10 protein-coding genes are annotated in these 15,768 nt (G+C 37.1%); 3 read left to right on the forward strand and 7 right to left on the reverse strand.

Annotated elements, in window-relative coordinates; translation table 11 throughout:
• Positions 1–76 precede the first annotated feature (76 nt).
• The 7 genes from R8806_RS13060 to R8806_RS13090 form a co-directional block, all read right to left on the reverse strand.
• The gene (locus tag R8806_RS13060) at positions 77–2,137 is read right to left on the reverse strand and encodes a leucine-rich repeat domain-containing protein (protein ID WP_164719800.1); all 2,061 of its coding nucleotides are present in this window, start codon (positions 2,135–2,137) and stop codon (positions 77–79) included.
• Positions 2,138–2,155: 18 nt separating this feature from the next.
• Positions 2,156–3,652, reverse strand: coding sequence for a hypothetical protein (locus R8806_RS13065; RefSeq protein ID WP_124317706.1), 1,497 nt, complete (start codon positions 3,650–3,652; stop codon positions 2,156–2,158).
• A gap of 17 nt (positions 3,653–3,669) precedes the next feature.
• Positions 3,670–4,434, reverse strand: a complete 765-nt coding sequence (locus R8806_RS13070; protein WP_158581815.1) for a DUF4843 domain-containing protein — start codon at positions 4,432–4,434, stop codon at positions 3,670–3,672.
• 13 nt (positions 4,435–4,447) lie between these two features.
• The gene (locus tag R8806_RS13075) at positions 4,448–5,884 is read right to left on the reverse strand and encodes a RagB/SusD family nutrient uptake outer membrane protein (RefSeq protein ID WP_164719845.1); all 1,437 of its coding nucleotides are present in this window, start codon (positions 5,882–5,884) and stop codon (positions 4,448–4,450) included.
• 12 nt (positions 5,885–5,896) lie between these two features.
• The gene (locus R8806_RS13080) at positions 5,897–9,184 is read right to left on the reverse strand and encodes a SusC/RagA family TonB-linked outer membrane protein (protein WP_164719842.1); all 3,288 of its coding nucleotides are present in this window, start codon (positions 9,182–9,184) and stop codon (positions 5,897–5,899) included.
• An 89-nt stretch (positions 9,185–9,273) separates the two neighbouring features.
• The gene (locus R8806_RS13085) at positions 9,274–10,410 is read right to left on the reverse strand and encodes a FecR family protein (RefSeq protein WP_151411710.1); all 1,137 of its coding nucleotides are present in this window, start codon (positions 10,408–10,410) and stop codon (positions 9,274–9,276) included.
• 82 nt (positions 10,411–10,492) lie between these two features.
• Positions 10,493–11,080, reverse strand: a complete 588-nt coding sequence (locus R8806_RS13090; RefSeq protein WP_124318489.1) for an RNA polymerase sigma-70 factor — start codon at positions 11,078–11,080, stop codon at positions 10,493–10,495.
• A 613-nt stretch (positions 11,081–11,693) separates the two neighbouring features.
• On the opposite strand from R8806_RS13090, the gene R8806_RS13095 reads away from it, so the two are divergent.
• The 3 genes from R8806_RS13095 to R8806_RS13105 all read left to right on the forward strand — a co-directional run bounded on the left by R8806_RS13095 (position 11,694) and on the right by R8806_RS13105 (position 15,530).
• Positions 11,694–12,920: a site-specific integrase gene (locus tag R8806_RS13095; protein ID WP_124318070.1), complete on the forward strand. Its 1,227-nt coding sequence runs from the start codon at positions 11,694–11,696 to the stop codon at positions 12,918–12,920.
• An 81-nt stretch (positions 12,921–13,001) separates the two neighbouring features.
• Entirely contained in the window at positions 13,002–14,039 is a 1,038-nt protein-coding gene (locus tag R8806_RS13100) for a BAR domain-containing protein (protein ID WP_124318071.1), read from the forward strand.
• Between the two features lie 216 nt (positions 14,040–14,255).
• Positions 14,256–15,530, forward strand: a complete 1,275-nt coding sequence (locus tag R8806_RS13105) for a hypothetical protein (protein WP_124318072.1) — start codon at positions 14,256–14,258, stop codon at positions 15,528–15,530.
• Positions 15,531–15,768 lie beyond the last annotated feature (238 nt).

A 15,768-nucleotide genomic window follows, 5' to 3' on the forward strand; every position in this document is an offset into this window, starting at 1 on the left:
CCAAACCACCCCCGAAGAGTAAGTTTATAAATCAAGAGGGCTAAAAAAGCCCCCTTGATAAAAACAACACACTGTATTATTTTACATTCGAGAATCCATATCCCTCTTGCTGAGGATAAATATTCGTTTCCGGATATAACTTCTTCCACACGGCTGATGATAATACTTCTGCCGGAATTTCTCCTGACATTCTGTTCCCATTCAGCTTCAATCCACTGTAACCCAAGTTCATTTTGGCCACCTCTACAGGAATTGTTCCGGTAATATTATTATTACTTAAATAGAAATAACTCAAGGTCGAACAATTTCCTAATTCGGCAGGTAATTCACCTGATAACAAGTTGTGTTCCAAGTACAGGTTCCGAACCTTCGTCAGAGTTGAAATCCCGTTCAAGTTACCTTCTAACTTGTTATTTGAAAGATAGACATCGGTCAAATTCGGACTGAACTGGCTCAAATCAAGTTGCCCGGATAATTGGTTACCATCCAATCTCAACGTCTGCAATGCCGATAGGTTTTTCAGCCAAGAAAGATCACCCGAGAATGAATTGTTACTTGCATTCAATTTTTTCAATTTCGTCAAACCAGAGAAGACATCGGCAGCAACTCCACGGATTCCCGGCGTACCCTCTTTCCCGGTAACATCCAACTCTTCCAAGGCGGACAAAGAAGAAATCGCAGCGGGTAGTGTCGTTAAACCAGTTCTCGGCATGGTCAATTTCTTCAAACCTGTCAACTGTCCCAAGCTAGCCGGAAGAGAAGTCAGTGCTGTACATTGACTCACGTCTATTTCCGTTACTTTGGTCAGGTTACCAATGCTCTCGGGTAATGATTCCAAAGCAGCACAATCGTAAAAATTCAATTTCGTCAGTTTATCCAGTTTACCAAAACTTTCCGGGACGGCTTTCAGTAGCTTACATCCTCTTAAAGTCAAGGTGCTTACTTGTAAATTTCCTATATCACTTGACAAACGCTCCAACCTCTCACAATCAGATAAATCTAATGCCGTCAACTGGATCAAGTTTCCAAAACCTTCGGGAAGTTCTTTCAACACTTTACAACCGGATAAGGTCAAAGTTTTCAAATTCACTAATTTCCCGATATTCTCACCTAAAGAGGCCAAAGCCTGACATCCACGTAAATTCAATGTTGTTAAATTCTCCGCCAATTCCCCAATATCATCCGGTAAACTATAAATATTCGTTCCTGCAAGATCTAACGATTTCAAGTGTTTCAACTTGGATATTCCTTCCGGCAAGTCCCCGATCAGGTATATCGTTGATAACGACAAGGATTCCAGCGCAGGCAAAGTATAGAATGCCGCAAAAGATTCCATCGGGATTTTCAATTGTCCCGGCTTAAATTCCTTTAATGAAAGCATGGAAGACATATCATTCGGCAAGAACCACTCCGTCCCATCCGAGAAGTTCACATTCAAGGATTCCAACTTTCTCAAGTTAATCAAGCTATTCGGACATTTGTAAACTTTCCCGGTAATCCGCAGAGAGGTCAATTCCCGTAAATTACCCACTTCATTCGGCAGGTTACCAGACAAACTGAAGTCAGACAATAGCAATGCTGTCACTCGCAATTCTCCATTTATCTCTTCTAAGGTAACTCCGGACCACTCTGTCATCGGTTTTCTAGGGTTCCACGGGTTACGCCATCCTTCACCATTAAGTGATTCGTGAAGAACAAGTAATGCCAAACTATCACTTCTGCGAGTATATTTGGATTCATACGTGTACTGACCAACGAACACGGTGTCGGTCACGCCGGTATTCTCCTGGCGAACAATCATTCTCGTGTAGCGTTCCTGCATCCCCTCGTTTACCCTCAAAGTAATCCCGACAACAGCATTACCCTCGTCCCCGGATTTCGGTTCATAATCAAAAATCCAATTGGTTTCCTCGATCGGCTCAATACTCCACCCGCCACCAATGGAACGCAACTCGAATCCCTGGGCATTTCCCATGGCATCGATCATGATCTCTTTCTGTGACAATTTCAAGCCCGGAGTCAGATCTTCTGGAATCACCGGATCAGGAATATCCTTGAAGTCGTAATCCTCGCAAGATGAAAATATCCAAAGCGACACAATGCTATAAAGCACTAGATTTACAATATATCGTTTCATAATCTTCATTATTAATTTCTATTTAATCTTGTAGAACATACTTACAGGTTCGTAAGAAATTCCCTCGTACTTATTTACCAGTTCACCAGAATCCGCATCATAGATATACAAAGAACCTTTATATTCACCCTCACGATTCGGATTATAGGTTGAAATGTAGAATTGTTTTTGGCGGGAATAATCTTGATATTCAGCATCACTGACACTACGAGAACATTGATAATGATTCAGGCAACGAACCTCTTCACCCTCGGGTAATGTTATGAAAGGAGTTGCATCTATATCCAACTGCGAGTAAAACCATTTATAGACTTTATTACCATTAGAAACAAAAACACAAGAGTAGTAATCATTGGGTAATAATTGAGATGATTCCGTAACGATTCCTTCTCTAACAGAACGTTCAAAGAGAACCCAAAGTCCACCGCCACCGGCAAAATTATACATCATCCCTTTTATTCCAGTAATCTTTGTCTGTCCACCATCACGACTAATAACATATACATCATCATCCAAATTCTGGAATAATTTAATCACCTTTCTATTTTTAAAATAATCAAAACAATTCTGATAAGAGAAGAAAGGATCGTACCCGTTAGCTCCACTCCAACAAACTGCATCCCGATCTTTGCTAATGAATACCCTTGTCATACTACTTGTGTAACTCGGACGATCGTAAGCATCCGTGTACACAGTTTCTTGCGGAAGACCAGGGAAAGGGAATATCGCTTGTTGCTGGGTTTGTACCATAGCCACACCCCCATTTCTAGACACGACTTCAAATTCTGTACTAAATTTTCCATCATAAGCCATTAATCTACCCGGGACGAAGTTCAATTCATAAAACTTAAAATCATACTCGTAAATCTCTTTAAATGTCTTCGCATCAATCTGAACCAACTTCTGACTCTCTCCATGCAAGATATACAAGTAATTCCCGACTTTATCTACATCTACCGGATCCATATATAATTCCTTACCTTCATTCGCATAGGCAAAAGCATTTTGCATGAATGACGGTTGCATCCCAGCTTCCACTTCTTCTGGAGTTAACGTTTTCATGAAAGAAATACTTCCCTTACCATCAGGACGACGTCCCAAAATCATAAAACCTTCCTCAAACTGAGAATTAACAAAAACATGATAATATTTAATTGTACTTCCATCCTCACTTGTCACTATCTGCCGTAAGTGGTAATGCCCCAACTCTCGAACGACGTAACTCAAATCTTTTTCTTGAGAAATGTTTTTAAAAACCGTTGTAGATTCCCCAGTTTTTGGATCTTCAGCATAAAGCCCCATATCCCATTGATAGGTTAACTCGTCTGTCTCACTTTCAATATCAGCTTTAATTTCCAGCGTGTTATTGAAATAAATATTGATCGAATCTTTTGCTGTAGGTAAAATATTTACCTCTATAATAGGTTGATCTGCCAATCTAGAATTATCATCATAGCATGCTTGCAAACAACATAAAACGATCAATATACCCCATATATATTTTATTCTATTCATAAAAGCCTAATTTTCAATTATTCATACTCTGTTGTCGCCGGATTGGGCAATTTATAATGTTCATCTCCTGTCTGTAGATAATACTCATACATCGGAGTATAAATATGCTGTTTAAAATAACCTAAATAAACATAGGTCGTCAGTAAATACGGATAGCGGCTATGTGATTCGTTATCCAGATATTCTCCCCATTTGGATTCAATATCGTCATACAAGACGGGCAATTTTTCTTTAGTTTCATGGAAATACTTGATAAATAATATCAACTTATCCTGATTATAGGTTCCTAATCGATCAGGACGCCACCATTCGGGTTGTTCGATACTAATATCACCAAAAAACACGAGGCATTTTGTCCTATTGGTTGGTATATATTCATCGTTTGCTTCCAAATTCAAGTATAATTTATACTGAATATCTTTTACTAGGTTATCTCGTTTAAAATCTAATTTGATAGCTGCTGTCACAGAGTCTTTCATAAACACTTGAATTTCATCCATGTTATAATGAACTCCTAATTTCGCCGTTGAATTACGCACATCCGCACTCACCTTAAATTCAACATCTCGATCAAAATTAGCTAAACCAATCAAACTAATCGGGACTTCCAGATCAACTTCTTTATCTTCACGGGGACCATATTCAAAAAAGAACGTGTCCTTGTCAAAATAAATCTTATTTGTTAAAGAGGTATTATACAATTTATAATCTTCATCCGTACATGAAAACAATGCCCCTAATAACAATAGCGCAGTAATACTCGTGTATAATAATTTTCTCATAACAACATTCATATTAATTTCTATATTCATACTCATTATCAGGTACCGGGAACACATAAATATCTTTTGAGGCCTGGAATGTTTGATCGGTTATTGATTCATAAATTGACATATTATAGTGTTTCATAATCTGGAACCATTGTCCTTCACAAACCAATTCTTTACGGCGATCATTATTAATATTCATTCGCGACACAACAACAATGCCATCCCCTTTGTTAAAGCCATTTAAACCGCGAGCCTTCACAACTTTATCTAAATAAGTCGCTGCCATTTCCATATTATCTGATACAAGATAATATTCTGACACGATATAATACAACTCTGGTAATCGAATCATGTTAATCCCACTTAATTTAGCCACGGGACGAGTATTTAATCGTACTTTAAAACGATCTACCACTTTCATACACCGCAAACCTTCCGCTCCATGATCAGACAAAGTCTGGAACCACTTATCCAAGCGATAATCAAACCCGTCTTGGTCAACCTCGTAAATCTCCCTATAATCCGGTTTCGGATCATAGTAATTGTTTCCACCACTAGAATACATTACATCCCGCGTATAATTAGGAAATTCTTCAGAATATAACCCCCAAATCGTTTCTTTATCAGAAATAATACCGTTCATAATATCCTCCACATTTGTCTTATCCTCCATCGAGAAGAAAGGACAATCAATCACTTTCATGGCATAATTCTTCGCTGTTTCTAAATCTCCTTTTTCCCAATAAACACGAGCAAGTAAAGCTTGTACTGCATAAAGATTCATATGAATCACACGATCCTTCACGAATCCCCCAGCATTTTCATCCACCCGATCAAAATACTCTCCATGAGCAGCTAATAATCTTTCAGCTTCTTTAAAATCACGAATGATCTTATTATAAGACTCATTGATCGGATCGAATGGGGTTACTTGGTAAGTATAATTCTCACGATATGGGATTCCCGTTGCATTCGGATTCTGTATTATACTCTCTGAAAACAAACGTAAAAGTTCAAAATGCATGAAAGCTCGCAATCCCAATCCCTCAGCTTTATAAACATTATACAAGGCAAATTTTGTAGAATCATGTTTGGCAAGATTCTCCAGCATATTATTCACGTAAGAGATCCCTTTATACATGGATTCCCATATCGCATCGATTTCCGGGCGCACTTCCATATGTTTGTAATTGTAAAGCCGCAACTGATTAGACCAGTGCTGATCCCATCCTCCGGAAAAATACTGTCCGACAACATCCACCAAACCATACGTCATATTTTTCCCATACAGAGGTTCTCTCGCTAAATAAGAATAGACGCCATAAATTGCCTCTTCAAATCCTTCGGCAGTTTCAAACAATTCATTATTCACAATTTCTCCTGTCGGTCTAACATCCAAGAAACTATCACAAGAATAACAGATTGTCAATAAGATAAATAATGTGTATATCAATCTTTTCATAATCATATCATTTTAGAAGGTCGGACTAATTGAGAAAGTAAATCCCCGGCTAAATGGATATTCCGTACCCCGTTCAAATTTCACGGTTGACATACGGAATGGGTCTTTCATTCCCACACTCAGTCTTAAACGCTTGAAACCAATTTTTTTCAATAGATTTTGATTAAAATCATAAGCTAACTCTATACTTCTACATATCACGTTATTATCATCTTCTACAAATCGACTAGTATGATAACTTGTGCGGGAATCTGCATTTGCAATATCCAAATAAGCGGGAACATCATTCACATTTTTCCAACGTTCTTCAAAAGCTCTCCGATCCACATTATTTCTCGGATTCACGTTCTCCACGTTATCTGCACGAGTCGTATTATATATTTGTCCTCCGAAATTATACTCGAAAGCCATATTCAATTGCCATCCCTTATATGATAACATCGGGAAAAACGCACCTTTTAACCAAGCAGACTCATCACCCACGACCACTTTGTCATTAGGATCATACTCCAAGGTCCAAGCTCCATTTCGCTTGATAAATACCTCTTCTCCCGTTGCCGGGTTAATTCCTGCAGAACGTACAGCATAAATGGCAGAAGTTGACTCTCCTTCTTTATACAAGATTTTTGGAGCCGAGGATCCATCAGCATTAGCCTCCTCGTTATATTTTGCCAAGCTATTACTAATTCCCAAAATTTCATTTTTATTATGGTCCCCGTTTACTTTCAAGCTAAACCGCCAATCTTCCAAGGCTACCAGCAAAGCCGTTACTTCAAATTCGAATCCTTTGTTACGCATCTGGCCCAAGTTATTTCGAACCGTAACTTCTCCTACAGAAGGCGGAACTGACATATCAATCAACACGTCATCTGTTGTCTTCACGTAATAATCAAATGTCGCACTGATACGATTATCCCAAAGATCAAGATTTAACCCAAAGTTATGAGCTTTCGTCAATTCCCATTTCAGATCTCGATTACCCATTGTTTTCGGCACCGCACCAATACCATGCAAATAAAAATTTTCACCATTATAGAAATAAGTTGTCACAGCTTGATAAGGAGCAAAACTAACATTACCAGTGACACCATAAGAATAGCGAAGACGGAACGTGTTCAACCAGCCAAAACGAGTTGCGAATTCCTCGTTATGAATGTTCCATCCGGCACCTACAGACCAGAAAGGAGCAAAACGATTCTTATCTCCAAATTTAGAAGAACCGGAACGACGGAAAGACCCGTCCACGAAATAACGATTTTTCACGATAAAGTTTGCATTTACAAAAGGTCCTATACTCGTACTTATTTCTTCCGACCCGGTAGGACGCTTTCCTTCACCAAAGCCTGCCGCAAAATTTGGTGCATGTAAGGAAGATTTGTAGAAACCATAAGCCGTATATCCATCTGTTGTAGTAGTCTCCTTCATTATGTCCGCACCACCATGCAAGGTTAACAAGAAGTCCTCTCCAAAATTTTGAGCATAATTCACAACACCCCGTCCCTCATATTTCAGATACTGCTCATTTTCAATAAGCAAAGAACCTTGCTCCGAACGACTCGTTGCATCCTTAAACACATTAGATTCAGGAGAATAGAAAACTTCCGTTCTATCTTTAGAAGTTACAATCGTCCCCGTCCCATTCACAAAAAGACCGGGTCTCACATCCCAACGGAAGGACAATGAATTCGTAAAGGAACGACTTGACCCTTTATCATAATTACCACATTCAGCCTCATACAGAGGATTTGCCATTTCCCATGAAAGAGTCTTGTTCAAACGCCCATATTCATCATAAGGAGAATCATAAGGATTCATAACCACGTAATCCGAGAACTTTCCATAAGGACTCTCTTTCCATTTCAAATCAGAAAAACTGGATTGAAAGGACACGGTCAATTTATTATCGACATGATAGGAAAGGAACATATTCAGACCTATCGTATTACGATAGTCTTTTTGCATAACTCCTTTCACCGTTCGCACATTAGCATTCAACCGATAGGTCATCCCGTTTCCTCGGCCACTAGCCCCGATAGAATTATTAATCGTGTAACCCGAACGTAGAGGCTTGGACATCCAGTCAGTATCCATTCCCTTAGAAATTAATATTTTCTTCCTATTATATTCTTCAAAATCATTCAACAAAGAAAAATTATATAACCCCGCCAAACGTTCAAACTCTAATTTGTCTTTTGCATTCAGATAATCGTATGATCTCAAATCAGGGACCTCTAATGCTCCATCCAAATTATAGGACAATCGTAATTTATCATTCAGCACTCTTTTTCGTTCAATAACAATAACACCATTAGCAGCCTTTTCTCCATAAAGTGCCGTAGCAGAAGCATCTTTTAAAACATCCACACGTTCGATATCATTAATATCAATATCATACAAATCTCGCATCGTGATCTCTACACCATCCAACATAATAACTGGCTGGTTCGCACTTTGGTCCGCTTCCGTGGACAGAGATGAAGTCCCTCGAATGACGATTTCAGGCATCCGGTTCGGGTTCGACCCGAAAGCGTTATTTTCCACCATTCGCATACCGGGAGTTAACATCGAAATGGCACTAACCAAATTTGTATTAGATACCGCCTTAATTTCCTCAACGGTCATTGTCTTGACAGACCCCGTGAAACTTTCTTTCTTCTTGGTGAAAAATCCGGTAACCACAACATCATCTAATGCCTTGGTATCAGACTTCATCACAACATTATACTCTGTTTTCTTCTTGGAGATCTTTAACTCATAATTCTGCATTCCCACAAAAGAGAAAATCAATTTTGTCGTATCCGATTGAGGCACTTCCAAATTAAACTTTCCATCAATATCCGTTGCCGTTCCTATTGATGTCCATTTTATCATTACCGTAACACCCGGTAACGGAATACCCTCCTCGTCTGTAACCGTACCTTTTACCTTTACTCCAGTAACTTTCTTCTCATCATCTTGTTGTTGAGCATAAAAAATCACAACATGATCACTCGTAATCTCGTACCGTAAAGGTTTATCCACGAAAACAAGATCAAGAATCTCCGATACCGTCTTGTAATGTACTTTTCCACTAACGGTATATTTTTGAACATCCTCATGGTTAAATACGAATTTTAGATTGGTCTTTTGCTGAATCTGTTCAAAAAGCTGAACCATATTCATGTTCTCAAATACCAGATCAATCCGATCCTGTTGCGACCACACTTTCGCATTCAAACTAGAGAAGCCCAAAATCAATACCAGGAATACTAGCTTGATTTTAATCATAATCCAGATTAGGTTTCTACATAAAAATTTCATAACTTTGTTTTTCAAGTTTAACATTAAAATTCCTTTGGCGAGGAGTTTTCATCCAGGAAGCATGTTGGCGCAAGCTTCCTGTTTTATTTTCAATTTCTACTTATATCTTTTACCGTGAGAATCCGTCCCTTTAAATCTAAACTTATTTTCTTTGTTTTTTCTAATATATTAATCACCTCGTTTATCGAAGAACTTCGTTTAAACCAAGCGGAGAAGTGATAATCTTTTACCTGTTGATTCATATAAAACACGTCAACATCATACCAACGGGCAAGCTCTTCCATGATATTTTCCAAACGGCATTGCGTGAAACCAAACGCACCATGTCTCCAAGCCACTTGCTCTTCAACATTTACAACCCGTATCCGTATTTCATTATTTTCCAAAACAGCTTGTTGTCCCGGTCGTAACCTGTCTACCTTTCCCTTTCTCTCGATCTGTACTCCCCCTTCAACTAGCGTTGTCGCCAGACTCTCATTCGAATAATTCCGAACGTTAAATTGAGTACCTGTCACTCTCACATTATACTCGTTCATACGCACGATGAAAGGTTTTTCCACATCTTTAGCCACCTCAAAATAGGCTTCCCCCTCTAATTCAACCTGCCGTGTATTACCGGAAAATGTCACCGGATAACGAATGTGGCTATCGGAGTTTAACCAAACAATGGTACCATCAGCCAACACCAGCTTATATTCTCCCCCACGAGGGACAGTGACCGTGTTGTAAATAGTTTCTGTCTTCATGGTATCATTCATGATTTTATAAACCAATTCTTTATCCGGAAAATTTGAAATCACCATTCCTTTCTCGTTCACGTGAACGATCGTGTCCGCAAGCATTACTTGCTGACCAGAAGATAAGGTCAACACGGCTTGCTTTTTACCCGGTTGCACGGGCACTTCAGCATAAACCACTTTTTCCTGTTTATTTTCACGGATGAGAAGGAAAACCCCGAGACTCAAAGGTAATATCATAATAGCTGCGAATTTCAACAAAGTCCGTATCAGGGATATTTTACGTGCTGGACGAACTTGATTCCACGCCTTTCTCTTGTCAATTCTCTCCTTAACCTGAGAAGCGATGATGCCCGAACGAATCTTCAGTAAATCATTATAATATTCCCGGTTGGAAGAATTTTGATACCACTTGTCAAAAAAAGCACTTTCTTCTTCTGACAAATGTTCTTCCGAAAGCCGTTTTATTATTATTTCTTCTATATTCATTTTCTTTATTTCTGGCTGTTATACCCTAAAGACAGGAGAAGAAATAAAACGAGTGGCTCAAAAAAAATAAAAAAATTAAAGATTATTTATTCAAATACACTTTCCCCTTGAAATAGAGGGCAAAAAATAATACCGGAAAAGAAACTTCTCTACGCAATTCTTCTCGTAAGAAAGCGTAGGCTTTCTTCACATGATCCTTTACCGTGTTCAAAGAAATACCTAATAAATCTGCAATTTCAGCGTAGGATTTCGACTCGATCACACATAGTTCCAATACCATTTTACGCTTCTCCGGTAACTTATCCAACAATTTTCCTATATCTTCTATGAATTGTTCAGGATCTTCATCATCATCATCTTGTATTTCCTGCAACAAACAATATTGTTTATATTTATCCACCACTTGCTGATGTTCCAAATAATTTAAACAACGATTTTTCACAGATAGCAACAGATACCCCTCAAGGTTCTGGACACTTTTCAACTCCCCCCGTTTTTCCCACAAACGAACAAAAATCTCTTGCACAACATCTTCTGCTACAGCAAAATCATTTGTATAGAACGTCGCCTGCTGCACCATTCCAACATACAACAAATCAAACAAGGACTTAAATTCTTTTTCATCCCCATTTATTAAACGATCTTGATTTATTGGAACTTTTGATGTCATAAAATGAACGTTTAATAATATAAAACTTCGGAATAAAATCGCAAAAACGAATATTATGCAAACTTATAATAATTAATTATTTATAAGTTGAATAAATTCCTACTTAAGTGAACCTGCGGCCAAAATAGTCTATTATTAAACGTTCATTTAATGACACAAATATAAAACTTTATTCTTAGAATTTTCAGCCCACACAATAATAAGATTATACGCCATCCAGAATAGCAATGATAACTAATTATACATATCTAACTTTGCTCACAAGACAATCAATTTTTCCAACGCTTCAGCATGGGAAAGAATTTTTCCATCTCAGCACGAGCCTCTTCTCTCGTGTAAGGAAGAGGTCATGGGTTCAAATCCCATTAACAGCTCAAAGGTGGCAGTCAATAAATTGGCTGCTTTTTTGTTTTATTATACTACCATTCAGATAGTTACACTAAACAAATCCTTATCATACAGGACATTGTAATTCAATGTAAGATTCTTATTTTTGGGAATACAAAAGAAGATTTTGTGGAAAAAAGGGTGATTTTACCCCTTATTTGTCCCCCTATTTGTCCCCCATTTTATTTTATATTGTCAGTAATCAGTTTCGCAATTAGCGAAATTTATGGAAACACATCTCACTGTGATCTGTCGTAAAGACAAAATGAACAAACAAAATGAAGCTCCTATTGCAATAAAAATATCACAAAACTATAAAAGCAAAAAAGTAAGTTTAGGCGTGAAAATTAATATTGCCTATTGGGATTTTGAAAACAATAAACTTAAAGATGAAACTCCCAATAGAGAGCAGATTCAATTTCTTATTGACACCACTATCCAAGATTTAAATAAAAAGATTTTGAATTATCGCATACAAGACAAAGAATTTACTATTGATGATTTACTTGGAATCTCTGAAAAGAAACAGAAGACAATCACTATTGAAAAATATTTCATGAAATTAGTTTCCCAATTAAAGGAAATAGGTAAACTTAGTTCTGCATCTAAATACTATTTCTGTTTGTCCTCCCTATCCAAATTCAAACCAATGAATACTCCTTTTACAGATATTGACTTTCAATTCTTAAAAGATTATGAGGTTTATTTAAGGAAAAAGGGATTAGCGAACAATAGCATTGCAACACAATTCAGTTGTTTCAAATCTACCTATAATAAAGCTTTGGAAGAAGGAGTTTTTACTAATGAAGATTCCCCATTCAAAAAGTTCAAAGTTGGGAAATTATGGACTCAAACAAGGAAAAGAGCCATACACAAAGAAGATGTACAAAAATTGAAAGAGTTCGATTTGTCCACTTTAATCAAATATCCCACTCCATATTTGGAGTTTGCAAGGGATATATTCATGTTCTCTTACCTAACAGCAGGAATTAATTTCAAAGATATAGCCACATTGAGATACTGCGATCTTGATAATGGACGAATTTATTATTCAAGGCATAAAACACAGAAAAATATGAATACAATTCTATTACCAGATGCATTGAAGATACTAAATAAATACATTAAAAAGGATGCAGGAGCAGAAGACTATATCTTTCCTATTTTGGATAGAAACATCCATATAACAGAACAACAACAAGCAGATAGGGTACAAAAGGTGTTGAAACAAGTTAATAGAAAACTAAAGGTGATTAGTAAAGCCTTGAATTTGAAAATCAATTTAACAACCTATGTAGCAAGACATACATTCGCAACTGTTTTAAAAAGGTCTGGGGTTGATATTGGAATTATATCTGAATCACTGGGACATTCAGATTTAAAAACAACCCAAATTTATTTGGATAGCTTTGAGAACACCCAGATTGATGCAGCAATGCAAAATTTATTATGAACACAAATAACCTCTTATCTTCGGATTTGAGGTTATTTTTTTTACCAACAAAAAAATTTATATTTGGAAAAATCTTAGGTCATGTGTAAAGTAAAAGGAATCGCTGAAAAAGACCCTTTCTGGGGATATGTTGTTTGGATAAACGGGAATATTGTAGGGGCCCTGTACCCACTCTTGAATAAATATTTCAGGCTAGAAAAAGAAATATTCTTTCCCACCTTCTTTTATTACGAGACACAAAAACTTAATCCCTCCGCAAATGAAACTATCTACACCGCAAAATCATTCGCTGAATACTGGCAATATTACATCGAGGAAAATAACATATTCCCGCTAGTGTTTCATAATCCCACGATCCCAGAAAATTATAACACTATCCTTCAAGCAAATCATGAATATTTTGAATGTAACCAAACATTACTTTGGATATACTGGCTATTGGCTTATTTCATCACCCGTAACCCGGCACAAGAAACAATTGAACGTTCCATGAAAGATGAGAAGTTGGAAGAATTTCTATTAAACGTGAACCCTGATATGAATAACCTTCTCCGGTTCATCCAAGAGAATCAACAATGGCTTACATATAAAAATAAAAATTCCCAACCGATACAAATAAAAACAACCTACGGGGACATACATCTATCTAACAAGAATAATTGGTTCTGGCAGCATTTAAAAGAGTACATTCAAGAATATTGTGAACCGGAACTAGTGGATGATAATTCTCCACGTAGAGGTGCGCCACAAGACAAGGTTACGAACACCATCATTATTCAACTTTACCGGTTCTTCAAAGATCGTAGCACTGCAAAAGATGATAACAAAATATCGAAAGGAGTTTGTCTTCTCATTATCATGTTCCTTCACATAATCCACAAGATACATTGCCACACTGAAAAAGAGATAGAAGAACTTCGACAACTAAAAAAAAGAAGTGAAGGAGAAGAGAAAGAATACTATTCGAACTACCTTGACATGACAAAAATGCAGTCTGAATGGATTAAACTTGTCAGGGAACGCATTCGTGACAATATGACAGTGACAGATGACAGTCTCGTTGACTGGAACTTCAACATCCTTGTAAATCTCTCTAGCAAAGAAACAAAATACTGGTAATCAATCACTTTACTACACTTTTACAAAAGTCAGATAAATACCGGAATTATCCCCTATTTATCTGATTTTTTTATTTATCGAAAGGTTTGGCATTTGCTGCATGGAGGGTAACAAGCTAATCACTGACAAAAGACATGACAGCTTGCCCTCAAACGGGATAAAAAGGATCCGTTATTCTGAATGGGGATTATTGTTAAACAATTAATTTTCAATACTATGTTAGAAAATAATAATAAAATCGTTGGTAATAACCAACAAACAGAGAGTGAGGCAAAATTAGTAAGTAACACTTTAAATCCAGAAAGCATGGAAGACAAGGATACACACAAAAAAGAATTGGAGGGTAATAACATGGAAATAAATAATTTAAAAAGTAACACCATGAAAATTTCATTGGAAAAATTGATTGATATGTTTAACTTATCAGATACAATCAAGAGTCTACATGAAGAACTCAAAAAAGCAAAAGAAAAATTAGAGCAAGCCAAAGAGGAGAGGAAAAAAGGCGCACTGAGAAAAGTTGCGCGAGCCAAAAAGGCTCTAAAAGAAGAATTGAAAAAACACCCTCTTCCCTTACCAGTGGAAGAATGGATGCCTGCAGAAACTGAGGATGGAGATTACCTCATAAAAAGATTTTTCAAAACAATTTATATTGTCGCAGCTCCTGCATTCATCAACTTGGCAACAAAAGACAAGTTCACGATGGAAACAATAAATGACAAATTATTTGAACGGGACTTCCCCAAATATTTGACAAAAGCAGACCTGTTTTCTAAAGAGAATATCACATTAACTTCTCTCAATGGTGTTCCTGTTGAGAAGGAACTATTAAATGATGCGTACATCATGATCGGAAATCACAAAGAACAGAGAATGATGCAGGCCATCTACTGGGAGAATGAAGAAGCTCTAGTTGAAGATAAACCGTTAACTATCATATCTAATATTCAGATAAAAGAATTTGAGACAATACAAAAATGTGCCCAGTACATGGGTACAAACACTGCCTTGGACAAAACCCTAAAAGGCTGTGAAAAGGCTGTTATTGCCTCTTTTGCGACACAACATGAATTGTTGCAAAAAGTGCAACAAGTTAGTATAGATTTGAAGATCCCTGTAAGTACTACAATGAAATACTACACTCTAGGAAAGATTTTTACTCCTGTACAATGGAGTAGAAGTACAAGCGGAATACTACCGAAAGCAATTCAGTACAATTTACAAATTGGAGAGCATATCATCTCTAAACTCCAAGAATTGGGACTTGAAAAAGAGATCGGTAAACGTTATTTTATTGATGCGTTTGTAAAACTTACCACGGTCAAATCTCCCACAACAAAAGAGAGTATAGGTGTTAATAATGCTTTATCAATGCTAGATACTCTTACTGAAGAAGAGGTTGAATATATTCAAGGTTTAGATGGAGATAAAGTTTTTGATATTCTCACTTTTTTAAGTAACAAATTCGAACGCTCTATTGCTAAACAGTGACAAGACAAATGGAGAAAGAGGACTGGAAATTTAAACCAGTCTTCTTATCTCCAAGCATTATGAGAACCCTTGTTTTGCCACTCCAAAACAAGGTGGGAGATTAGTGCTACAATTTAAGGCATTATCTTGTGCTTAACCCCTATCTGTCAACAAGGCAAACAAGGGGAATCATCCTTTAGCCTGTTAAATCATCAAACCTCTATAATCACACCATCCAAAAAACAATAAAACCTATCCC

The sequence above is a fragment of the Butyricimonas faecihominis genome (assembly GCF_033096445.1).
GTDB lineage: Bacteria > Bacteroidota > Bacteroidia > Bacteroidales > Marinifilaceae > Butyricimonas > Butyricimonas faecihominis.

Bases quoted from the DNA above. Each gene is read 5' to 3' on its own strand.
- R8806_RS13060 (WP_164719800.1), bottom strand. From the start codon at position 2,137: ATGAAACGATATATTGTAAATCTAGTGCTTTATAGCATTGTGTCGCTT.
- R8806_RS13065 (WP_124317706.1), bottom strand. From the start codon at position 3,652: ATGAATAGAATAAAATATATATGGGGTATATTGATCGTTTTATGTTGT.
- R8806_RS13070 (WP_158581815.1), bottom strand. From the start codon at position 4,434: ATGAGAAAATTATTATACACGAGTATTACTGCGCTATTGTTATTAGGG.
- R8806_RS13075 (WP_164719845.1), bottom strand. From the start codon at position 5,884: ATGAAAAGATTGATATACACATTATTTATCTTATTGACAATCTGTTAT.
- R8806_RS13080 (WP_164719842.1), bottom strand. From the start codon at position 9,184: ATGAAATTTTTATGTAGAAACCTAATCTGGATTATGATTAAAATCAAG.
- R8806_RS13085 (WP_151411710.1), bottom strand. From the start codon at position 10,410: ATGAATATAGAAGAAATAATAATAAAACGGCTTTCGGAAGAACATTTG.
- R8806_RS13090 (WP_124318489.1), bottom strand. From the start codon at position 11,080: ATGACATCAAAAGTTCCAATAAATCAAGATCGTTTAATAAATGGGGAT.
- R8806_RS13095 (WP_124318070.1), top strand. From the start codon at position 11,694: ATGGAAACACATCTCACTGTGATCTGTCGTAAAGACAAAATGAACAAA.
- R8806_RS13100 (WP_124318071.1), top strand. From the start codon at position 13,002: ATGTGTAAAGTAAAAGGAATCGCTGAAAAAGACCCTTTCTGGGGATAT.
- R8806_RS13105 (WP_124318072.1), top strand. From the start codon at position 14,256: ATGTTAGAAAATAATAATAAAATCGTTGGTAATAACCAACAAACAGAG.